Genomic DNA, 22,296 nt, shown 5'->3' on the forward strand with positions numbered 1-22,296 from the left:
GGGCCGAACATTTGCAACTTTTTNGCACGCTGGTGGACGATGACCAAGACTACGATCTGGGCGGCAGCCTGGCGGAGGCCGATCGCCGCGTCTTCCTGCGCCACCATCGCTGCTACAGCTGCTTCGCCTACGGCGCCTCCTGCAGCGAATCCTGAAGGTGCCGGACCGAACTTTTGCAACTTTTTAAACTTGTTGCCCCGCGATTCAGGCAACCGCCCGACGCGCAAACGTCGAAACGCAAAAAAGTTGCAAAAGTTCGGTCCGGCACCTGCTAGGGGCACCTGCTAGGCGGGGAAGAAGTCGATCGGTTTCGTGGTTGTGACCGGTTCCACGTCTTTCGCGTCGAAGCGGAAGAGTTTCACGCGCTGGACGAGCTTGCGTTCGAGTTCCTCGTCACCGAGATCGCTGGAGACGATATCGCAGGCGGTGACCGCGCCCGATGGCGCGATGGTCAGCCTCAGCACCAGCTTGCCCTGCAGCGTGGGGTCGCGGCGCAGCGCGCGGTTGTACAGCGCATAGATCGCTCCCTTGTTGCGATCGAATACCAGCTCGATCTCTTCCCGGCTGCGCGACGCCCTGCCGCTGTCGCCGGTCCGCCGGGCCTCGCCGCCACCGCCGCCGACGCCGGCGACCGGACTCTCCACCCTGGTCGTGTCCCGTGCGGCGAGTCCGCTGCCGCCGGTATTGCGTGACAGCGAAGCCGTATTGATGCCGCCGCTGCCGCCGGCCACGTTGGAAGTGACCAGCGAACGTTCGTTGCTGGGTCCGCTGCCGACCGACCCGGTCAGCTCCTTGTCCGCCTTGACCGCGGCCACTGCCTCGTTGTCGCGCAAATCGGCAAGCTCGTCCGCGAAGGGCAGCAGACCCGCCACCGACGCCTTCTCCCGTGCCTGCTCCACCCGGTCTACCGGCTCCGGCTCCGGCTCCGGTTCGGGCTCAGGGACCACCTCTTCGGGCACTGTCTCCTCGGCTACCACGGGCTCCGTCTCCTCGGGCTGCTCCTCCACCCTGGGCGGTGGCGGAGGCGGCGGCGTGCGCTCCTCCATCATCAGCTCGACGAAACGCTCGGGGATCTCCTCCGCCTCGAATGGGTCGCGCTCCGGCACAGGCAACCAGGGCCAGACGAGGGCCAGCAACAGCAGAGTGCCGCCCACGATCGCAAGGATGCGCCGGAAGCGCCGCTCCTGCTCCGTCGAGACTGACCAGGGGAGTTCGTACTCTCTGTAGAACGGTATATCCAAGTCCGTCCCCTCAGGCGCCCTCGCCCACCATGGCGAGCTGTTCGGATGGCTTCTGCAGCACCGCCAGCGAGATACGGCCGTAGTCCGCATCGCTGCAGGTACGCATCACCCGCTTCAGAAGACTGTAGGAGATATCCCGGTCACCCATGATCGTGACCTGACGCTGGGCGATATCCTCTTCCGCCGTCTTCCTCAGCACGCGGTCGTTCTGTGACTGGAGGGCCGCTTTCAACGGCGCGATCACATGCTCCTTCTGCGCCATGGCCTCCTCGATCGTGATCACCGGCGTTCCCTGCACCAGGATCTCCGTCTCGGAGACCAGGATCACCACCGTCTCCTCCGCCTTCTCCTCGGCGATGGATTCCGGCAGCTGTACGTCCCTGGCGTTCGGCAGCACCTCCACCTCGCTGGAGTTCACCAGCAGGAAGAACACGAGAATGGTGAAGATGTCCATCAACGAGACCAGGTTGAGGCCCTTGGAATCTTTGTAGCGCTTGTGGCGCCGGTCCATGCGTTTGGCGCGATCGGAATGCATCGGTCAGGCTCCTTCCTGGCGGGCCACGGCGTCACCGATGGCGATCTCGGGGAACAGCTCGGCCTTGACGAGACTGCCGCCGCGCACCTGTTCGGCTACGCGCACCTTGTCGATCACCTGCACGATCACGTCGTAGGAGATGTCCGGCTCCAGCAGCAGGGTCACATCCAGCTTCTCGGGGAAGCGCGCCTTGATCTGCTGCAGCTTCTCGGCCATCGCCAGAAGGTCGTAACCGTCTTCGGTGTTGGGGATACGCGATAGCAGGCCCTGGTTGCGGTCACCGATCTCGATCATGTCCGTGCGCACGGTGATCTCCAGTGTCAGCGTCTGCTGGGGTTCGGCGGCGGCCTCGGAAGAGGAACCCGGCAGGTTCAGTTCCAGAACCGCCAGTCGCGAGAACACCGCCGTTATCAGCAGGAACGGCACCAGGATCACCATCAGGTTCATGAACGCGGTGATGTTGAGCTCCGCCGTCTCGATGTGACGCCGGGGCCTGCGGTTGCGGATCATGCTGCCTCCGCGCCCTTGCCTTCACGCTCGGTAATGGCGTTCAGGAACTTCACCGAGGCCATCTCGAGGCTGTCCACGATCTTGTTCGTCTTGGTCTGCAGCACCGTGTGGATCAGCAGCAGCGGGATGGCCACCATCAGCCCGAAAGCCGTGGTATTCATCGCCACCGAGATGCTGGCCGACAGCATGTCCGCCTTCTCGGCCGGGTTGGCATTCGCCACCGCCGTGAAGGCGCGGATCAGGCCGATGATGGTGCCGAGCAGGCCGAGCAGCGTGGCGATGTTCGCCAGCGTCGCCAGATAGTGGGTGCGCTGCTCGAGTCGCGGCAGCACCTCCATCATGCTCTCCTCCATGGCCTTCTCGATGTCGTCCCGTCGCCGGGCCGAACGGATGCGGTACAGGCCGTAGGTCAGAATGGTGCCGATGGCGGCCTTGGACTTGCTGGTCAGCTCCACCGCCTTCTGGAAATTGCCGGCCTTGAGATAGGGCACGATCTTGTTCCAGAGCTGACGGTTGGAAGCGCCGGAATAGGTGAGATACAGGTAACGCTCGATGGCGATCGCCATACCGATCGCGAACACGATCAGGATGGGGTACATGAATTCGCCCCCGTCCTGGAAGAAACGCACTATGGCGCCGAACATATCCATTTGATTGCTCCTCTAATAATCAAACGTCATTGCGAACTGCCGGCATCGCTGCCGGACTCGGCGCCGGCCTCCGGGCCGGCATAAAGGTTCTGGTAGTAGTCCACCTGGCGGACGAAGACCTCCCGGTCCACGGGCGCGAGCACCTCGTCCAGCAGGCTGTTCACCGGGCGGCCGACCAGGTCGCCGAGGTCGGATGCCTTCCAGGGCACGATGTAGAGCACCTTCGGCAGCTCCCGGTTGCCCGTGATCTCGGTGCGATCCAGGTCCAGCTCGTCCATCACGCGAGCCTCGCCGCGGACGGGCGGCGCCGGGGTCTCGGCCGACAGCGCCGCACCCGAAACGGCCGGCTCCACCGCATCCCGCTCGTCGCTCTCTTCCGCGCCGAGGGGAGCGAGTGCGGGGGCGGCCAGCAGAAACAGCACCGGCAGCAGGCGCATCGCGGGCGCGCAGCGCATCAGTCCGCCCTCGCCGACTGGGTCTCGATGCCGAGACGCCGCCTGATATCCACTATCCACATCGCCACCCTGTCGTCGCCTCCGCTGGTGAGTGCCTGGTATTGCTCGTAGTGGGTCAGCGCCGTTTCCGGGCTGCCCAGATACAGGTCGTTGAGCACGCCGAGGTTGAAGTGTGCCAACGGGTACTCGGGATCCGCTGTGACGGCCTTCAAATAAGCGGCTTCCGCCTCATTGAAGCGTCCGGCCTCCCGGTGCATGACGCCGAGCTGATTCAGGGCCGGCGCATAGCCCTCGTCGAGACCCAGCGCCCGGTCGAGAGCGGCCTTCGCCTCGTCGGGCCGGTCGTCGCGGCGGTAGACGATGGCAAGGTTCGTCCAGGCGCCCGGGTAGGCCGGATTGGCGTCGACGAAGCGGCTCAGCAGCGCCTCTGCACCTTCCAGATCCCCGGCCTCCAGCAGCGCCACGGCCTTGCCGTAATCGGCCCGGACCCCCGGGGCGACCGCGCCCTCCGGATCCGCCGGCCCCTCGTCGGCCACGGTCTTCCCGCCGCCGGTGCTGGCGCAGCCGGCCGCCAGCGCCGCCATGGCCACCATGCCGGCCAGCAGCGCCAGGCGCGGCCAGCGGCGGCGGACGGCACCCGCCTCAGTAAAGGCCCGGTAACGCATCTTCCGTCTTCTCCGCTTTCGCATAACGCGCCGGCATCAGCGCCGCCAGCTCCTCGAAGCTGCGGCGCACCCATTCGTCGTACACGCCTTCGTTGGCGCGAGCGGCGTTGACCTCGTGCAGCTCGATGGACTTCTCCTCGAACGGGAACGCCTGCTCCTCCAGCAGGATCTCGTATTGCTCGAGTTCGAGTTCGTCCAGGCCCGCCGGCCGCTCGGAATCGATCAGATCCTTGCTGAATCGGTGGTAGACCTCCGCGATGCGGAAGGTCGCCGCGGTCGTCACTTCGGCGACGCCGTAATCGGCCGCCCTGCCATAGGCGGCCAGCAGCTCTTCCATCATGGCCTTCTTGGCCGCCAGGCTCTCCTTCAGGGGATGGCTCAGGGGCACGGCGGCGAAGGAGCGGCGCTTCGGCTCGGCGAGTTCCAGCGAAGCCTTCGCCGCCAGGAACTTCGTGCGCTCGGTGCGCGCATCACCGGCGCTGGCGTCCGCGCTGACAATGGCCTCCAGCCAGCGCTGCCGGGCGCCCGCATCGCCGGCTTCCCGGGCCAGGTCGGCCAGACGCTGGCGCGCCTCCACCGCCTCGGCCACCGGCGCGGGGAAGCGCGCCACGATATCCTCGAGCACGGCGCGCTCGTCGGCGACGTTGCCGGTCTCCTGGTAGAGATCGGCAGCCTGCCACAGAGCCTCGCGCTGCAGCTGCGGCGCCGTCGAGCCCGCCACGGCGATGCGGCGGAACTCGCTCGCCGCCCGGCCCTTGCGCCCCGACTCCATGTAGACGACGGCGAGCCGCCGGGTCACCTCGTCGGCGCGCTCGCTGTCGGGATAATCCAGGCGGAAGGTCTCCAGGACGGCGGCCGCCCGGTCCCAGGCCTGCATCGCGATCAGCACGGCGGCCGCATCGTATTCCGCCGTCTCCCGGATCGAAGCGGCAGGCACGACGGTGCCGACGCGCAGGAAGTGCCCGACGGCTGCCTCCTGCTCGCCCGCCTCCCGGGCGATCTCGCCCTGCTTGTAGATGGACGAGGCGATGCGCTGGCGTATCTCCGCCACGGCCTCGGCATCCTGCGGGTCGGTGCGCGCCCGGAGCTCCAGATAGGCGCTCTCCGCCTCGCCATAGCGGCCCAGGTCGAAGCGGGAGTGGGCCATCACGCGCCAGGCCGTCTCCTCGAGCGCGGGGTCGACCGGCGGCATCTTCGTCACCACGTCGCCGGCCACGGCGATGGCCTCCTCGAAGCGGCCCTGGCCGAACAGGTCTTCGGCGACGGTGGTCAGTACCGCGCCGGTCTCGGGATGGGCCGGGAAGGTATCGGCGAAGCGCAGTGCGCTCTCGAGGTAGCGCTCGTGCCAGGCCGTGCGGGCTTCCGTCTGCAGGGACTCCTCGTGGCGGCGATAGGCCAGCAGCGCGGCATAACCGGCTTCGGCCGCCTGGTCGTGGAAGGCATAACCGTAGGCGGTCGCCTCGTAGGCGTCGGTGGCGGCCTGATAGTCGCCGCTCTCGTACAGGATCTCCGCCAGCAGGAAGTGGGTCTTCGCCGAGTCCTCCTCGCCGGGGAAGAAATCCAGGTGCTTGCGGTACCAGCGCGCCGCCCGCTGGTAGTCCGCGGTCTCGCCCTCTTCCTGGGCGCGGGCGTGATAGTACTGCGCCAGATCCGTGATGCTCGATTTGACGTGGCCCACCACGGCCTCGTGCCCGGCCCGCTCGCGCTCCGCCCACCACGGCGTATCCATGCCGTAGCGCTCGACGAACTCCTCCTTGGCTTCCAGCACCAGCGTGGGGAAACCGCCGTCCCCGTAGGCATCCACGACGCGCACCAGCAGGTGGGGCGCGCGGTCATGCAGAGCGTCGCGCTCGACGAAAGCCCGGTAGGTGGCCGCGGCGTCGTCGTAGCGCTCCTTCTCCAGGTAGAGGTCGCCCAGGTTCTCGTAGATCGCATACGTGTAGTGCGGCGCCTCGTGCTCGTCCAGGTAGGCATCGATGCTCTTCGCGCCTTCCAGGTAGGAGAACGTGATGGAGAGGACGCGGAAGGTATCGGCCACCAGTTCGCGCTCGGCGCGGCTCAGCCCGTCCAGCATGGCCTCCCGGTCCGCCGCGCCGGGTGCCACCTTCAGGTCCAGCAGGCCGAAGAACGGCTCCAGGCTCTCTTCGTGCAGCGCCAGCTTGAAGCGGCTCCAGCCGAGCTTGTACAGCGCCTGCTGGTAGAACCCGGTGTCCGTGCCGGCGGCCGCCAGGATGCGGTAGGCCTCCTCGGCTTCCGCGTAGCGCTTCAGAGAGAACAGCATCTCGCCGCGGCGGAACCGGGCCTCGTGCAGGTGCGCGGTGTCGGGCCATTCGGTCACGAGTTCGTCCAGCACGACCAGCGCCTCCTCCTGGCGGCCGGCGCTCTCGTAGGCGCGCGCGAGCTGGTAGAGCACCAGGTCGTTGCGGGCATAGTCGGGATAGGTCTCAAGCAGCTTGCCGTACAGCTCGATGGCATTGTCGTAGCCCAGCCGCTCGATGGCCTCGGCATTCGCGGCCAGCTCGGCGGCCTCGGTGGCCTCCAGCTCGAGATCGGCCAGCCGGCGCATGGCCTCGGCCTTCAGCGGATCGTCGTCGGCGAGTTCGAGGAAGCGCCGGTAGTTCTCCCGGGCCAGGCGGTTGCTGCCCGGGATGGGCCCGGCAGGCTCCACCTCCACTCGTTGCTCCTCGAGGCTGCCGATGGTCTCCTCGCCCGACGGCTCGTCGCCGCCGAACGGCCAGAGCCAGCTCAGCGCGATCAGGCTGATGGCCGCGCCGTTCACGGCGTCTCCCTCAGCTGGGCGGCGCGATCGTAGATGGAGGCGAGCGCGAAGCGCGCCTGCACCGTATAGGTGGCCATGCGGCCCTTCTGCGCCTCCAGCTCACGCACCGAGATGCGCCTGAGGTAGGCCTCCTGACGATCGGCGAGATCGGCCAGGCGGGCCAGCAGGGCATCGATACGCGGTGACAGACTGTCGATGCGCGACTGGAAGCCGGCCAGAGTCTCCGGCCCCTCGACGCGGGCCTGCTCGACGTTCTGGCGCGAACGCCGGCCCTCGGCCAGCGCACGCTCCAGGTCGCGCAGATTCTTGCGCTGACGCCAGACGCGCGCCTTGAAATGCTTGTCCAGATCCCACGCCAGCACCCCCCGCATCAGGCGCAGCTTCGCGGCGGCGTCCTGTGCCTCCGGCAGGTCCGCCTCGAGCACGGGGTCGGCCGACAGCGTCCGCACCTCCTCCCAGAGGCTGTGCTCACGGGGGGTCGCCAGGGCCAGCGTGTCGCGCTCCTGCACGATGCGATTCAGGCGGGACTCGAATTCCCGGCGGCGCTGATCGATCGCCTCCAGGTCGGCGTCGGCAAGCGCCTGCTCCACCCGGGGCAGGCGGCTGGCATAGGCGAGCCGGCGGGTCTCCAGCATGTGGTCGAACACGCCGACGCTGTCCCTCCAGTCCAGCAGGTTGCGCTGCAGGAAGCGAAGGTCGCGGTAGTTCTTCAGCGCTTCCTGGAACTCGTGGCTCGCGAGCAGATGCAGCAGGTAGCGGTTCTCGGTGGTCGCCGGCAGTTCGTCGAGCTGCCAGTACCAGCCCATCTGGTCGCCGGGGTCGGCGGCCAGCAGCGTGTCGATCATCTCGCCCCGGCGGATGCGTTCGATGGCGCCGTCGATGCGCGACGACTCGGCCTCGAAGGCGTCGATGGCCCCCAGGTAGTGCTCCGCGGCCCGGGCGTTGGCGCCCAGCATGCCATAGGCATAGGGCACGGCCAGCAGCGATTCCTGCACGGCCGGATCCAGCAGGTTGCGGGAACGGAGCTCCAGCCACGGCACCAGCGCACGCTCGAATTCCGCATCCGCCGAATCGGCCCACCCCGTGCCCAGCAGCGCCTTGTTCGAGAACGGCCCCTGCAACCGCACCCGCTCGAGCACCGGCCGCGAGGCCTCCGGGCGCTCTTCCTGGAGATAGCTGTAGCCCAGCGCGACGTTCGCCTTGTCCCGCAGGCTCTTCATCTCCTCGCTGTCGGCCCGGATGCGCCCGACCTCGTCGAGCAGCGCGGCGCCCTCCTCCAGCCGACCGTTGCGGACCAGCGCCACGCCGAGGTTGTAGCGGGCATAGGTCAGCCAGTCGCCGGGTCCGCGCCAGTCAGAGAGGTTGTCGATGGCTTCCTGGTAGCGTTCCTGGCCCATCAGCACCTGCGCGGCCAGCATGCGGCGCTCGGCCTCGAGCTCGTCCGGCAGCGCGTCACGGATCTCCGCAAGGGCCAGTTCGGCGTCCCGGTGATAGCCCCGCTGGAACCGGATCTTGGCCAGGAAGAACCAGGTCCGGTCCCGGATCGACGGATCGGTGCTCGCGGCAAGCAGGCGCTCGAAGATGAGCGACGCCTCCTCGTGCTGGCCGTAGGAGAGGTAGAGCCCCCCGCGCAACAGCTCTGCCTCGGCGGCGTGATCCGCCACCAGCCCGCGCTCCTCCGCGGCGGTCAGATGCACCAGCGCGGTGAAATAGTCCCGCTGATAGAAATGGAAAAGGACCTCGCCGTAATGCGGGTCCTCCACGGTGACCGGTCCCTGCTCTGCCACGGCGGCCGCCGGCAGCAACAGGGCCGCCGCGGCGGCCAGGAATTTTCGCCCGGCCACCAAATCCCTACTCCCACTCGGTGACGACGAACTCGGGCTGCTGCTTGTGCTTGCGGTCCGAGATCTTGAGTTCCATGTACTTGGCGCCGATGCCTTTCTCGAAGACGAGATCCGCGCCGCGTCGGTAATCCCGGCCATGGGGACCCTTGCCGCTGAAGAAAGCCACCAGCTCGTGCTCGCCCACCTTGAGGTTACCCACGTGGATGCGGTGCACCCCGCCCCGGCGCAGCGCCTCGGCCTCGCGCTCGGTGTATAGATAGTTGGCGACCTCCTTGCCGTTGACCTCGAGGCTCACCGACTCCACGTCGAAGAAGGTGCCGACGTCGAGAGAAACGAACATCGCCACCTGGGAGTTGGCCGGGAACAGGAGGTCCTCCTCCAGCAGGAAGAGTTCCCGATTGAGATTCAGCACCTCTTTCTTCAGCGACTGGACCTGCTGGTCGAGGCTGCGGAATTCCTGCTCGTCGCCGGTGTCGGCGGCATCGGCGGAAAGCACATGGGCGTTGATCCCGGTGATCACCAGCAGCAGCAGGGGGAAAAGCAATCGTCTCACTGTCCTGTCTCCGGGCGCCGCGGCGCCTGTTCGCGACCGGTTCCGTGCGCCGTCATTCGCGCAGCAGCGTGCGGACCTGGTCCAGGTAATACTCTTCGTAGCCGGGCTTGTAGCCGTAGTGCGTGTAGCGGACCACGCCTTCGCGATCGAGGATCACGGTGACCGGCATCGCCTCCACCCGGTACAGCTCGCTCACTTCCTTGCGGTCATCGAACAGCACCGGGAAGCTGATGCCGAGTTCCTCGGCCATCTCCATGGCACGGCGCGGGTCGTCGTCGATATTCACGCCGAGCAGCTGGAAACCCACCCGCTCGTAGCGGTCGTAGAGTTCGTCGAGCAGCGGCATCTCCTGGCGGCACGGTCCGCACCAGGTGGCCCAGAAGTTGATCATGACGACCTCGCCCCGGTACTCGGAGAGGCGCAGGTTCTCGCCGTCCAGGCTCGTCAGGGCGAAGTCGGGCGCCTGCTGGCCGTCGAGCGCGCCCTTGCTGGCCAGTGCCGGTGTCGCGGCGAACGCCACGAGCAGCAGGGCAGCCAAAGATCTCCTTATCTCCATCACGGACTCCTCACTGGTTGCACGGGCGACGACCCGTACGGATTACACGGGCGGCAGGCCCGCACGAATCACACGGGCGACGGGCCCGTCGGCGACCGGACATAATGGTCGCAGCGCTTGCACGTAAACGGCCGTGATGCCTGTCACAGTACCGTCAGGCCTGGCTCGGGCCGGTCGACGGGCACGGGTGTGACGGGCAGCGACGGCCGCCGCACCGATCTGTAGCAAATGGCGTGCCAGCCGCGGCGGGGCGCGGTTTATCAGGGACTTAGCAGCGGGGTGGCGCCGGGCGGGAGGCGCCGGTGTCGGCAACAGCGGACAGGCCCGGGCGGCTGCCCGGTAATGCACTGAAATTCAGCGATTTTTGCTGTCGCCGAAAGGCGACGCCCGTGTCACCCCGGCGGGGCCAGTCCCGCCGTGTAATGCATGCGCCCGCCGGCATCGATCACGATGGCCTCGTAGCCGGGCAGCTCCTCGATGAGAGCCAGGCCGCGCTCGACCCCGAGCACGAATACCGACGTGGACAGGGCGTCGGTCAGTACGCCGTCCGGACCCACCACGGTCGCGCTGTAGACGCCACGGGCCGGCTCGCCGGTGGCGGGCGACAGGATGTGGTGGTAACGGACGCCGTCCTCCTCGAAGTAGCGCTCGTAGTCGCCGGACGTGGAGATGGCCTCGTCCACCAGCGGCAGGCGCACGGCCACGCCCTCCTCGGAGCGGGGATCGCGCACGCCCACCACCCAGGGTTCCCCGCCCCGGTCGCCGAGCAGGCGGGAGTCGCCGCCCGCCGAAACGATGGCATGGCGGTAACCCGCCTCGGCCAGCACGGCGACGGCGCGCTCCACGGCGTAGCCCTTCGCGATGCCGCCCAGGTTGATGCGCACGCCCTCCCGCTGGAAGCGGATGGCATGATCCTCCGGCACCAGCGTGACCAGGCGATAATCCAGGCGCCCGATCTCCTGCTCGATGGTGCCGGCGTCGGGCCTCCTCCCCGCGCGGTAGTCGTAGTGCTGGCCGACGCTGTCGTAGGTAATGTCGAAGGCGCCGTCGGTCAGGCGCGACACGCGCAGGGCCGTCTCGACCAGGCCGTAGAGTTCCTCGCCCGCCGGCACCGGTCGCTCCGCCGCATCGCGGTTGATCCCGGAGATGCGGCTCTCGTCGATATAGGTGCTCATGAGCTGCTCGATGCGGTCGATCTCGGCGATCGCCGCATCCACCGCCGCGGCGGCGGCCTGCCGGGACGCCTCGCCCTCCTCGTACCAGAGCCGGACACTGACGCGCGTGCCCATCATCGCCTCGCTGCGGTCCAGCCAGGCCGCCGCGGCCGGCTGGGCGAAGGCGAGGCAGGCCAGCAGGCACCAAAGCGCTGGTCCTGCCGTGCCGCGATGGGTATGCTCGGACCCCGGGACTGTTGCGGAGAGCCCGTCCATGTCTGGATTCCTCATATTCCTCGGCCTGATCGTCGTTGTCGCCGTCTTCGGCATCGGCATCTACAACCGGCTCGTCAACTCGCGTAACCGGGTGAAGAACGCCTTCGCCCAGATCGACGTCCAGCTCACGCGCCGTTACGACCTGATACCGAACCTCGTCGAGTCGGTAAAAGGTTACATGAAACACGAGCGTGAGACCCTCGAGGCCGTCATCAGTGCCCGCAATGCCGCCGCCTCCGGGCTGACGGCGGCGAAGGCCGACCCGGCCAACGCCGACGCCATCAAGCAACTGGCGGCCGCCGAGGCGACGCTGGGCGGCGCGCTCGGGCGCCTGTTCGCCCTGGCCGAAGCCTATCCGGACCTGAAGGCCAACGAGAACATGCTGCGCTTCCAGGAAGAACTCGCCAGCACCGAAAACAAGGTGGCCTTCGCCCGCCAGGCGTTCAACGACGCGGTGCTCACCTACAACAACACCCGCGAGAACTTCCCGAACAACATCGTCGCCGGCATGTTCCGTTTCGAGGCGGCTTCCTTCCTGGACATCGAGTCCGAGGAGAAGCGCACGGTGCCGGAGGTCTCGTTCACCGGATGAGCGGGAGCGGCGCAGCCCGCTGAGTAGCCGCCGTGAATTTCTTCGAGGCCCAGGACCGCAGCCGGCGCACCAGCCGCTGGCTCGTGGCCGTCTTCCTGCTCGCCACCGCCGCCATCATCGCGGCGGTGACCCTGATCGTGGCGGCGGCGCTCGCGCTGATGCAACCCGAAGGCGCGGCCGGCCTGATCCATGGCGGCCGGCTGTCCGCGAACGCCGGCCTGCTCGGCACGGTCGCGCTGGCCACGGGCGGCGTGATCGGGCTGGCCAGCCTGTACCGCACGGCACGGCTCTCCGACGGCGGCGGCCAGGTGGCGCGCGAACTCGGCGCGACACCGGTGCCCACCGACGTGCAGGACCCGCTGCGGCTGCGTCTGCGCAACGTCGTCGAGGAGATGGCGATTGCCTCCGGTGTGCCGGTGCCGGAAATCTACGTCCTCGAGGAGGAGCCGGGCATCAACGCCTTCGCCGCCGGCTTCAACCCGGGCGATGCGGCGATCGCCGTCACCCGCGGGACGCTCGAGACGCTGGACCGGGACGAGCTGCAGGGCGTGGTCGCCCACGAATTCAGCCATATCATGAACGGCGACATGCGTCTGAATATCCGCCTCATGGGGCTGCTGTTCGGCATCCTCGCCATCGCGCTGGCCGGCCGCATGGTGCTGCGCGGCACCCGCCACGTGCGCCTCGGCAGCCGCTCCGGGCGGGGCGGTGCGCCGGTCGTGCTCGTCATCGGCGTGGGGCTGTTCCTCATCGGTTCCATCGGCGTGCTGTTCGCCCGCCTCATCAAGGCGGGCGTCTCCCGGCAGCGGGAGTATCTGGCGGATGCCTCGGCAGTGCAGTTCACCCGCCAGACGCAGGGCATCGCCGGCGCGCTGAAGAAGATCGCGGCCGCGAGCGCCGGTTCGCGTTTCCGCGCCGCCGACCCCGAGGAGGTGAGCCACATGCTGTTCGCCTTCGGCGGCCGGTCGTTCACCCGTCTGATGGCCACCCATCCGCCGCTCGAGAAGCGCATCCTCGCCCTCGATCCCTCCTTCGACCCGGACAGCCTGGCCGATATCGCAGCGGGCGCAGGAGCCGCGGACGAAGAGGGCCGGGTAGCCGGTCTCGCGGCGGGTGCGGCGGGCGGCGCCGAAATACCCCTGGATGCCGAGCGCATCACCGCGAGCATCGGCAATCCGGGTGACGAGCAGGTGGCGTTCGCCGGCCGCCTGCGGCGCACGATTCCGGAAGAGGTGCACCATGCGGCACACTCCCGCGACGGCGCCGTGCTGCTCGCACTGGCACTGGTCCTGCACGCCGAACCGGCAGCGAGACAACGCCAGCTCGCACTGCTGCAGAGCCGTATCGGCGAGGCCCGAACCCGGCGCGTGGAAAGGCTGCACGAGGACTGCGCCGCCCTGGGTCCCCTCTACCGCCTGCCCCTGCTCGAACTCGCCTTCCCGGCCCTGAAGGACCGGCCGCAGGCTCAGCTCGCCTTCCTGGTCGATCTCGGCGAGGAACTCACCACACTCGACGGCGCGCTCGATTTCTACGAATACTGTTTCACCCGGACGCTGCGGGGACACCTGTCCGAGGCGCTGGCGCCCCGCGCGGAGGCACGGCGGGACGGTACGGACATCGGCCGCCGCAACGCGCGCGCCGCGGTGCAGCGGCTGCTCGCCACGGTGGCGGCGCACGGCGCACGCAGCGAGGAGTCGAGCCGGCGCGCCTACGAGGCCGGCATCGCCACGCTGGACGGCGACTGGCCGCCCTATCGACCCCTTGCCGAGTGGCAGCGGGAACTGGACGCCTCGCTGCAGATTCTGCGCCACCTCTCCGGCCGCGCCCGGCGCCGCGTGGTGGTGGCGCTGATCGCCGTGATCCGGCACGACCGGCGCACCACCCTGGCCGAAGCGGAACTCCTCCGCGCCGTGTGCGCCATGCTGGACTGCCCCCTGCCGCCGCTGGCCGCGGAGGTGGCGGAGCACTGAGGCCGGATCGCGGATCGCCGCCCGGCGAAATCGCGTATCATTCGCATCCTGTTGCCACTTCGATAATCACTTCGTACCGGGGCGGCGGCCGCCTGCGGGAGGCCGCCGCCGAAATACCCGAACAGCGAATCAGAGAGCGAGCGAACCAATGAGAATCCTGATGACCGCCTGGGTGTGCGCGGCCGTCCTGCTGGCCGGTGCCGCCCGGGCCGAGACGCCGGAAGAACAACGCCTCATCAACGCGACCGAAGTCCTGGAACAGCTGGCCGCCATCCCCGAGGACGGCATACCGCCGGCATTGCTCGGCAGCGCCTACGGCGTGGCCGTCATCCCGGACGTGCTGAAGGTGGGCCTCGTGGTCGGCGCCCGCTGGGGCAAGGGCGTCCTGGTGGTGCGCCAGCCCGACGGCCAGTGGAGTCAGCCGAGTTTCATCACCGTCACCGGCGGCAGCGTCGGCTGGCAGGCGGGCGCGCAGTCCTCGGACCTGATCCTGGTCTTCAAGAACCGCCGCGGTGTCGAGGGCATCACCAACGGCAAGCTGACCCTGGGTGCCGATGCCTCGGTGGCCGCCGGGCCGGTGGGCCGCTACACCTCCGCCAGCACCGACATTCGCCTCCGCTCGGAGGTGTATTCCTACTCGCGCACCCGCGGGCTGTTCCTCGGCGTGGCCGTCGACGGCGCCGCGCTCGGCATCGACCAGTCCGCCAACGCTGCCTTCTACGCGACGCCCGGCGTCAGTGCGGAGTCGATCTTCTCGGCCGACGGCGTCACCGCCCCCGTGCAGGCGCGGCGCTTCGTCGCCACCCTCACCCGCCTGACGCCCGAGGACGGCACGGCGCTGCCGCCGCCGGCGCAGAACGCGGGCGGTGACGGCGGACCGGCACCGGCGCGGGAAGGGCCGGAACCCGAAGTGCGCACCTATGGCATCGGCGACGGGGCCGGCGAGCCGCCGCCGCCCGAGGAAGAGCCGGAGACCTTCGAACCCGTCGAGCCCGACGAATAAAGCCGACCGGCGGCAGCGCCGCCGGCAGGTTCATCCAGGATCAGCAACGAGGGAGACGCGCCGACCGGGCGGCACCGTATCCGCGTTCCGCTCAGCCCTCTCCGGACCGGGTATCCCCGGCGCCGGGGTCGTCGCCAGGGGACTCGCCTGCCGGCGTCCCGCCGGGCTCCCCGGCCGCGGCCTCACCCGCCGGCGCGGTGGCGCCGCCCTCGATCAGCTGCCGCATCAGCTCCGCCTCCTCGGCACGGCGCTCGGCTTCCTCGGCACGCTCGCGAGCCTCGTCGGCCGCGCGCTGCAGCGCCCGCAGCTCGTCGAGCTTGCGCTGGGACTGGGCCTCCAGTTTGCGCAGCCGCTCCTGCTCTTCTTCCACCGAGATGCGGTGTGCGGCCTCCCTCGCATTCTGGCATTCCGGGTCGCGCAGCGTGCGGGTACGGTCTGCGTTGCAGCGGGCCAGCGTCGCTTCGAGGGCGATCGGGTCGTCCAGGAAGTCGGCCGTGGTCCGGGGCGGGGGCTCGGGCACACAGCCCGCCGCCGCCAGGGCGGCGACGGTAAAAAACACTCTGCAGATATGCGAGACAGGCGGTTTCACTGGTTTACGGATCTCTGCCCGGCGGCACGAAATGCGAAAAATACTAGCACGCAGGGCCGGCCGGTCCCGTGACGCAGGTCCCGCCCCGGCCATGACCGGATCTCCTCATCCGCCAACGCCACACGATACCGTCGAGCGATGGCGTCGGTTACCATTGGCCGACGTCGCCACGACGGCCGCCGCGGCAAGGGGGCCTTGCCGGGGAGCAACATGGCGGAGTCTGCTCGAAGCCAGTTCGGTCTGCTGCGGGAACGCCGGTTCCTGCCGTTCTTCGTCACCCAGTTCCTCGGCGCGCTGAACGACAACGTACTGCGCAACGGGCTGATCTTCCTGCTCACCTTCCACGCCGTCAGCATCGCGGGGCTGGCGCCGTCGCTGGCGGTCAACCTGAGCGCCGCCCTGTTCATCCTGCCGTTCTTCCTGTTCTCCGCCCTCGCCGGGCAGCTCGCCGACAAGTATGACAAGGCGCTGCTCATGCGCCGGGTGAAGCTCGCCGAGATCGCCCTGATGCTCCTCGCCGCCTTCGCCGTCATCGCCGCCCACGGCGGCGCCCTGCTGGCGCTTGTTTTCCTGATGGGGCTGCAGTCCACGATGTTCGGTCCGGTGAAGTACTCGATCCTGCCCCAGACCCTCACCGAGAAAGAGATCGTCGGCGGCAATGCGCTGGTGGAGGGCGGCACCTATCTGGCCATCATCCTGGGACTCGCGATCGGCGGGCTCGCCGTCGCGGCCGGCGGCCCGGGGTCGGTGCTGCTCGCGCTGCTGCTGCTCGTCTTCGCGGTGGCCGGCTATGCCGCCTCACGCTTCATACCGGAGGCGCCGCCGCCGGAACCGGACCTGGTGCTGCGCTGGAATCCGTTGACCGAAACGCTGCGTATCATGCGTTTCGCGGGCGAGGAGCGCAGCGTCCTGCTCGCCATCCTCGGCATCTCCTGGTTCTGGAGCTTCGGTTTCGTCGTCCTCTCGGAACTGCCGGTGTACGCCGCGGAGATCCTGCGCGGCGACCCGGGCGTCGCCACCGTCCTGCTGGTGGCCTTCGCCGTCGGCATCGCCCTCGGCGCCCTGCTCTGCGAGCGGCTGTCCGGGCGCCGCATCGAGCTCGGTCTGGTGCCGATCGGCGCGCTGGGCCTCACGGTGTGCGCACTGGACGTGTACCTCGCACACCCGACGGCGGTGGCGGCGGAGCAGGCCGGCATCGTCGCCACCTTCGCCCGGGAAGGCACCCTGCGCGTGTTCGTCGACTTCCTGCTGCTGGGCGCGTTCGGCGGCCTGTTCAGCGTGCCTCTGTACGCGCTGATGCAGGAGCGCAGCGCCGAGCGGCATCGCTCCCGGGTCATCGCCGCCAATAACATCATCAACGCCCTGTTCATGGTGCTCGCGGCCGTGCTGGCCCTGGCCGCGCTGGCCGCCGGCCTGACGCTGCCGGGGATGTTTCTGGTGCTCGCCGCGGTAAACGCCCTGGTGGCCGTCTATCTCTGTGTCACCCTGCCGGAATTCCTGCTCCGCGTCTGCGCCTGGCTGCTGGTGCACGTGATGTACCGGGTGCGGGTCCGGGGGCTCGAACACATCCCGGAGACCGGACCGGCGGTGCTCGCCTGCAACCACGTCAGCTTCGTGGATGCGCTGATCATCGGCGGACTGGTGCGGCGTCCGGTGCGCTTCGTGATGCACCATCGCATCTTCGCGGTGCCGGTGCTCTCCTACCTGTTCCGCGCCGCCCGCGCCATCCCCATCGCCTCGCGCCGGGACGACGAGGCCCTGCTCGAGGCCGCCTACCGCACCATCGACGACGAACTGGCGGCCGGCCACCTGATCTGCATCTTCCCGGAGGGCGCCCTGACCCCGGACGGCCGCATCGGGGAGTTCCGCCCCGGCATCGAACGCATCCTGGCCCGGCGGCCCGTGCCGGTCGTGCCGATGGCGCTGCGGGGTCTCTGGGACAGCTGGTTCAGCCGCCGGGGCGGACGCGCGGTGCTGAAGAGGCCCCGTCGATTCAGGGCCCGGGTCGAACTGCAGGCGGCCGCGCCACTGCCGCCCGGGCGGGTCACGGCCCAGGGGCTGGAGATGGTCGTTCGGGCCCTGCGGGGAGCGGCTCGCTGACCAGGGCGGTGCCCGCCCGCAGGCGGTCCCGCCACTGCTCCACCAGCACGGCCGTCTCGCCCTGCAGCGGCGCCACGTCCGCCGCACCGAAGTCCACACCCGCCGGCCGCGGCGCGCCGTAGCCGGCCAGCACCCGCACCTTCTCGCCGTCGGCGCCCGCCACGCTCATGCCGCCGCGCACGACGGTGGCGGGCAGCAGCCGGGCCGACTCCGGCAGCAGCTGGAATACGGACAGGCGGTAACGATGCAGCCAGTGGCCGCTGCGGGCGACGAGGTGGTCGCCGTCGGCGCTGAACGCCAGCGAGGCCGCCGGCCCGGGCAACGGATCGGCCGCCCCCTTCAGCTGGCGATCGGCCATGTCCAGGAGTTGCAGCGCGCCCTCGGCGGTGGCGACGGCGAGGATGCCGCCGTCCGGGCCGGACGCCAGCGCCGAGACCGGCCCGGCGACGCCGGCCAGGCGTTCCAGCCGATCGTCGCCGGCCAGGCGCCACACGCTGCCCGACGCGTCGCCGAACAGGAATCCCTCGCCCCCAGGCAGGCTCTCGACTGCCGTGATCCGGGCGCCCGGCTGGCGCTCCGACAGCAGGGTGCCATCCCGGGCATCCCAGATCCGCAGATAGGGCCCGGCGATGACGGCGACCCGCCCGCCGTCGGCGGTCAGCGCCAGCGCGCTGACCGGATGGGCGCTCGGCTGCAGCGCGAGAAACGCTCTCGGTTCGCCCGTCCCCGCATCCCATACCCGCAGGCTCCCGTCGACGGCGGCACTGGCCAGCACGCGGCCGTCACGGCTGAACGCCGCGCAGCAGACCGCGCGGGCATGGCCGAAGTAGTCGACCTGATCCGCCGCCCGCTCGTCGGCACCGCCTTCGTCGCGGGCCTCGTCGCCGCGCTCTTCGCGGCCATTGCCATTGCTCCGGTCATCGCCGACCGACTGCAGTCGGAGGCTGCCGTCGCGGGTACCGACGGCCATCGTCTGGCCGTCCGGAGACAGCGCGACGGTCGTCACGGCACCCGCCGCGCCGCGGCCGACGGCCGACGGCGGGGGCGGCAGGCGCCACACACGTATCCAGCCCTCGCCCGGGCTGCCCGTCAGCGCGAGACGGTCCGCATCCCGGTGCGCCGCCCAGACCGGCTGGCCCGTCGCGAAGCCGCCCCGCAGCAGGGGCCCGGCCAGGGTCTCCAGATCCTCGCCCAGCAGCCGGAAGCCGGAGGCGGCCGACCCCACCAGGAGGCGGTCGCCGGTCTCGTCGAAACTCACCCGCCAGGGGCCCGGCCCCGGGAAGCTGCGCACACGCCCCGCCCCCTCGTCGCCCGCCCGCCACAGCATCAGGCCGCCGTCGGCGAGCTGCACGGCCAGGCGGCCGCCCCGCGAGTCGAAGTTCAGCGCGACGGGCTGGCCCGGCGGATCCAGCTCCGCGGCGGGCTGCTCGTCACCGAAACGCCAGATGCGCACGGCGCGGTCCGGATCGGCGACGGCCACCATCCGCCCGCCGGGCGCGATCGCGATGGCACTGTGGTCCACGCCGGCCGCCGTGGCACCCAGCTGCCGGCCTTCGATGAGATCGAAAGCCTCGACGGCCCGCTCGGGGCCGGCGCCCACCAGGGCGAGCATCTCGCCGTCCGACGACAGGGCGCTGAGCGTCGCTTCGCGGCCCACCCCCGGCAGCTCGACCGGATCCCCGGTGGACAGCGTCCAGGCCTCGATGCCCGCAGCGCCGTGCACCAAGACGACCCGCTGATCCAGGACGAAGCCGATGATGCGGTCTTCCCGGGTGATCGGCAGCGTGGACACGGGGCTGAGCGAGGCCAGATCCCAGACCCGGGCGGCCGCATCCCCTGCCGGCGGCACGGCGATGGCGTAGCGCCCGGCGGGGCCGAGGAACAGCGCCGATGCGGACTCCGGTATCGGGTCCTCGAGCGGCAACGGCGGTCCGCCCGGCGATCCGTCGGCCCGGACGTCGCCGAAATCGAGGCTCCAGCCCGCCAGCGCGCCGGTGACTCCGGGCACCCGATCGGCGACGGACAGCGTCCAGGTGCCGCCCCGCGGCTCGTCCGCCAGCGGCGCCAGCACGCCGCCCACTTCCGCCGTGAAGCGATGGCGCAGCGGCGACGCACCGGCGAGACCCGGCTGGAAGGTCACGCTCCGGCCCGAGGGCGCGGTCAGCGTGATGCTGAGGTCGAAGGGGCGGTCGTGATCGAGCTGGGCCTCCAGCACCAGATCGGCGCCGGCCCTGCCCTCGGCCGGCACCTGGCGGCGGCTGACCGCGGGCAGGAACGCGAGCGCCGTGGCATCCCAGGCGGGCTCGGCCACCGGCGGCAGGCGGTCGATGCGCCAGGCGTGCACGCTGTTGCCGCGCACGGCGATCAGCCGGCTCCCGTCCCGGTCGAGCACCGCCTGATCGAAGCCGCGCGGCACGCGCAGCGTCGCCGCCAGCAGATCGTAGTCCGCGCCGATGAGCGCGGCCGCCCTCCGCCGCCGCTCCACGGTGGGCTCCACCAGCGAGCGAAGCCTGGCCAGCAGGGCGGCGTCGCGCTCGTGGCGGAACTCGGCCGCCAGCGCCCTGCGGTCCCAGAATTCGGCCACCAGCTGGTCCGCCACCGGCTCCGCGCCGGGCAGCGTCCGCAGCAGCTCGTCTGCCGCCTCCACGGCGGTGACGTCCGTGGCGCCGCGGCTCAGGCGGGTGAGGTAGTCGAGGAACATGCGGTCCGCGCTGGCCCCATGGCCCGGCAGCCGGGAGAGCGTCTCCCACGCCTGCCGTGCCTCCGACAGGGTCGCGGTGGCCGAGGTCAGGACGGCGGTCCACGGACGCGGCAGGAACTGGGTGTACCAGATCGGGATCAGGATGGTGAGCAGCACCGCCGCCGCCACCGCGCTGATGCGCCGCCAGCGGAAAGGCAGCTGCTCGTTGGCCCAGCGCGCGGTGAATACCTGATGGTAGAGCCGGCTGCGGACGGCCAGCGTGCCGCCCCTCGTCGGCACCAGCAGGCCCTGGGAGATGAGACGCCGCTGCGCCGGCGACTCCGGATCCAGGATGACCTTGCCGCCCTTGCGCACGCGTCCGTACACCGCAAGGATCTCGTCGTGCTCCTTGCGCGGCTCCGTGAGCGCGTGGTGCAGGTAGCTGAGATGGGGTTCGTTCCTCAGCGCCGACGGGTTCAGATACAGTCGGTAGACGAGCGCGTCGACGACGAACGCCGGGTCCTCCAGGTCGGCCTCGCGCATCTTCGCCCGGGCGACCGCGCGGGCGAGTTTCTGGGTGAGATAGGGCTGACCGTTGGTCCAGAAGTGGATCCGCTCCAGCGCCTCCTTCGCCCGCGCCGGCGGCAGCCCGAGCGCGGGGCCGAACACGTCCAGCTGATGCAGGCGGAAGTCGCGCAGCACCACGGGCTGGGCGACGGCGAAGGGCGAGTATTCCGAATCCGTGTCGAAGCCTTCCGGCACGCTCATGCCCAACATGACGAAATTGAGCCGGGCCAGCGCCGGCTCCGCGGCCCGGGCATTGTGGGCCGCCCGGATGCTCGCCAGCAGCTGTTCGACGCCGGGGAAGTTGTCCAGGCACTGCATCTCGTCGATGAAGATGGTCACCGGCCCGCTCGTGCTCTCCAGGATCAGATCCCAGTAGAGCTCCGTGAGCCGCTGCCGGTTGGTGAGCACCGCCTTGTCCTGCCACCACTCCTGCAGGTCCACCTTGAGACGCAGCTGGCGGATCAGGCGGAAGGCGAAGCTGTAGAACCAGCGCCCCAGGTCGTCCGGCCGCTCCCGGGCGCCCACCTGGGTGAGGTCGACGACCGCGACGTGGCGGCCCTCGCCGCGCAACTCGTCGGCGAGCCGGGCCATCAGGCTGGATTTGCCCATGTGGCGCGGCGCCATGACCTGGACGTATTCGCCGGCGCGCACCAGCCGTCCGAGTTCGCGGTCGGCCGCCCGGCGCACGTAACAGCCCCGGCCCGGCTGCACGGGCCCGCCGGCGACGAAGAAGCCATCCGGGTCCCGGCGACCGTCCTGTTTTTTCTTGCCCGGCTGGCTCATGGCTCCCCGGCGGTTATCATGCGTCCACCGGTCCGTCCGGCGGACGGACCCGAGCGGGCCATTCTGGCCAAATCCCGCCGCGGGCGCTATCCCGGCGGAGGCCCGGGGCACCACGGAGCCATGGAAAGCACGGAATTACTGAAGAGCGATACGTTCGGCCGCGTCCTGCGGGTGCGCGACGACGCCGGGCGCAACTGCATCCGGCGCGACGTCGGCGCGGCGCCCTGGTGGTCGCGCTGGCTGGCGCGACGGCTGGCGCGCCGCGAGGCACGGGCACTGGCCGTGCTGGCGGCCGTGCCGGGCACGCCGGCGATACTGCGTGAAGGCTCCTGGGGCCTGGACCGGGAGTGGCTGGCCGGCCGCCCCATGCACGAAGCCCGGCCGCAGGACGCGCGCTACTTCCGTGAAGCCTTCCGGCTGCTCCGGCGACTGCACCGTGCCGGCGTCGCCCACAACGACCTGGCCAAGGAGCCGAACTGGCTGGTGGACGACGACGGCATGCCGGCGCTGGTCGACTTCCAGCTGGCCTCCGTCAGTCGCCGCCGCGGCCCGCTGTTCCGTCTGCTGGCACGGGAAGACCTGCGCCACTTCCTGAAGCACAAGCGCACCTATCGGCCCGAGGCACTGACCGCCCGGGAGCGGCGCATCCTCGCCACGCCGGCCTGGACCTCGCGCATCTGGATGGCCTCCGGCAAGCGCCTCTACCTGCTGGTCACCCGCCGCTGGCTGGGCTGGGCCGACCGGGAAGGCGCCGGCGACCGCCCGCCGCGAACGGATGGTCGGCAGTGACGCGG

Annotated in this window: 19 protein-coding genes; 6 read left to right on the forward strand and 13 right to left on the reverse strand. The window is 69.9% G+C overall.

The genetic code is table 11. From position 1 onward, the window contains the following. Positions 1-32 precede the first annotated feature (32 nt). Positions 33-155: a hypothetical protein gene (locus ACJMK0_RS16050; protein ID WP_405239804.1), complete on the forward strand. Its 123-nt coding sequence runs from the start codon at positions 33-35 to the stop codon at positions 153-155. Between the two features lie 129 nt (positions 156-284). On the opposite strand, the gene ACJMK0_RS16055 is transcribed toward ACJMK0_RS16050, so the two are convergent. The 11 genes from ACJMK0_RS16055 to ACJMK0_RS16105 all read right to left on the reverse strand — a co-directional run bounded on the left by ACJMK0_RS16055 (position 285) and on the right by ACJMK0_RS16105 (position 11,218). Continuing rightward, complete coding sequence (locus tag ACJMK0_RS16055) at positions 285-1,241, reverse strand: AgmX/PglI C-terminal domain-containing protein (protein ID WP_405239806.1); 957 nt, start codon at positions 1,239-1,241, stop codon at positions 285-287. A 10-nt stretch (positions 1,242-1,251) separates the two neighbouring features. Then, positions 1,252-1,776: an ExbD/TolR family protein gene (locus ACJMK0_RS16060; RefSeq protein WP_405233865.1), complete on the reverse strand. Its 525-nt coding sequence runs from the start codon at positions 1,774-1,776 to the stop codon at positions 1,252-1,254. A 3-nt stretch (positions 1,777-1,779) separates the two neighbouring features. After that, positions 1,780-2,286 (reverse strand): ExbD/TolR family protein, encoded by a 507-nt coding sequence (locus ACJMK0_RS16065; RefSeq protein WP_405239808.1) that lies wholly within the window; start codon positions 2,284-2,286, stop codon positions 1,780-1,782. Beyond that, a complete protein-coding gene (locus ACJMK0_RS16070) occupies positions 2,283-2,930 on the reverse strand; it encodes a MotA/TolQ/ExbB proton channel family protein (protein WP_405240294.1) in 648 nt (215 codons plus the stop codon). Before ACJMK0_RS16070 ends, ACJMK0_RS16065 begins: the two co-directional genes overlap by 4 nt. Positions 2,931-2,962: 32 nt before the next feature. Beyond that, the gene (locus ACJMK0_RS16075; protein WP_405239809.1) at positions 2,963-3,391 is read right to left on the reverse strand and encodes a hypothetical protein; all 429 of its coding nucleotides are present in this window, start codon (positions 3,389-3,391) and stop codon (positions 2,963-2,965) included. Then, positions 3,391-4,056 carry a tetratricopeptide repeat protein gene (locus ACJMK0_RS16080; protein ID WP_405239811.1) on the reverse strand — a complete coding sequence of 222 codons (666 nt, stop codon included), beginning with the start codon at positions 4,054-4,056 and terminating at the stop codon, positions 3,391-3,393. The genes ACJMK0_RS16075 and ACJMK0_RS16080 overlap by 1 nt, the downstream gene beginning before the upstream one ends. Then, positions 4,034-6,835 (reverse strand): tetratricopeptide repeat protein, encoded by a 2,802-nt coding sequence (locus ACJMK0_RS16085; RefSeq protein ID WP_405239813.1) that lies wholly within the window; start codon positions 6,833-6,835, stop codon positions 4,034-4,036. The genes ACJMK0_RS16080 and ACJMK0_RS16085 overlap by 23 nt, the downstream gene beginning before the upstream one ends. Next, positions 6,832-8,679, reverse strand: a complete 1,848-nt coding sequence (locus tag ACJMK0_RS16090) for a tetratricopeptide repeat protein (RefSeq protein WP_405239815.1) — start codon at positions 8,677-8,679, stop codon at positions 6,832-6,834. Before ACJMK0_RS16090 ends, ACJMK0_RS16085 begins: the two co-directional genes overlap by 4 nt. Positions 8,680-8,686: 7 nt before the next feature. Then, entirely contained in the window at positions 8,687-9,232 is a 546-nt protein-coding gene (locus tag ACJMK0_RS16095; protein ID WP_405239817.1) for an AraC family transcriptional regulator, read from the reverse strand. A gap of 52 nt (positions 9,233-9,284) precedes the next feature. Continuing rightward, the gene (locus tag ACJMK0_RS16100) at positions 9,285-9,788 is read right to left on the reverse strand and encodes a TlpA family protein disulfide reductase (protein ID WP_405223075.1); all 504 of its coding nucleotides are present in this window, start codon (positions 9,786-9,788) and stop codon (positions 9,285-9,287) included. Between the two features lie 392 nt (positions 9,789-10,180). Beyond that, entirely contained in the window at positions 10,181-11,218 is a 1,038-nt protein-coding gene (locus tag ACJMK0_RS16105; protein WP_405239819.1) for an FAD:protein FMN transferase, read from the reverse strand. Between ACJMK0_RS16105 and ACJMK0_RS16110 the strand changes: the two genes are divergently transcribed. The 3 genes from ACJMK0_RS16110 to ACJMK0_RS16120 all read left to right on the forward strand — a co-directional run bounded on the left by ACJMK0_RS16110 (position 11,217) and on the right by ACJMK0_RS16120 (position 14,783). Next, positions 11,217-11,810 (forward strand): LemA family protein, encoded by a 594-nt coding sequence (locus ACJMK0_RS16110; RefSeq protein ID WP_405239821.1) that lies wholly within the window; start codon positions 11,217-11,219, stop codon positions 11,808-11,810. The two genes, ACJMK0_RS16105 and ACJMK0_RS16110, sit on opposite strands and share 2 nt — an antisense overlap. A gap of 32 nt (positions 11,811-11,842) precedes the next feature. After that, positions 11,843-13,780, forward strand: a complete 1,938-nt coding sequence (locus ACJMK0_RS16115; protein ID WP_405239823.1) for a M48 family metallopeptidase — start codon at positions 11,843-11,845, stop codon at positions 13,778-13,780. Between the two features lie 148 nt (positions 13,781-13,928). Then, entirely contained in the window at positions 13,929-14,783 is an 855-nt protein-coding gene (locus tag ACJMK0_RS16120) for a lipid-binding SYLF domain-containing protein (protein WP_405239825.1), read from the forward strand. A 91-nt stretch (positions 14,784-14,874) separates the two neighbouring features. On the opposite strand, the gene ACJMK0_RS16125 is transcribed toward ACJMK0_RS16120, so the two are convergent. Then, positions 14,875-15,342, reverse strand: a complete 468-nt coding sequence (locus ACJMK0_RS16125) for an EexN family lipoprotein (RefSeq protein ID WP_405239826.1) — start codon at positions 15,340-15,342, stop codon at positions 14,875-14,877. 240 nt (positions 15,343-15,582) lie between these two features. Between ACJMK0_RS16125 and ACJMK0_RS16130 the strand changes: the two genes are divergently transcribed. Continuing rightward, entirely contained in the window at positions 15,583-17,472 is a 1,890-nt protein-coding gene (locus ACJMK0_RS16130) for an MFS transporter (protein ID WP_405239828.1), read from the forward strand. Here the strand turns inward: ACJMK0_RS16130 and ACJMK0_RS16135 are convergent. Continuing rightward, entirely contained in the window at positions 17,417-21,502 is a 4,086-nt protein-coding gene (locus ACJMK0_RS16135; protein WP_405239829.1) for an AAA-like domain-containing protein, read from the reverse strand. The genes ACJMK0_RS16130 and ACJMK0_RS16135 overlap by 56 nt on opposite strands. Positions 21,503-21,622: 120 nt before the next feature. On the opposite strand from ACJMK0_RS16135, the gene ACJMK0_RS16140 reads away from it, so the two are divergent. After that, positions 21,623-22,291 carry a serine/threonine protein kinase gene (locus ACJMK0_RS16140; RefSeq protein WP_405239831.1) on the forward strand — a complete coding sequence of 223 codons (669 nt, stop codon included), beginning with the start codon at positions 21,623-21,625 and terminating at the stop codon, positions 22,289-22,291. The last annotated feature ends 5 nt before the right edge of the window (positions 22,292-22,296 follow it).

The organism is Lentisalinibacter orientalis (genome assembly GCF_040706535.1).
Lineage (GTDB): Bacteria > Pseudomonadota > Gammaproteobacteria > Steroidobacterales > Woeseiaceae > Lentisalinibacter > Lentisalinibacter orientalis.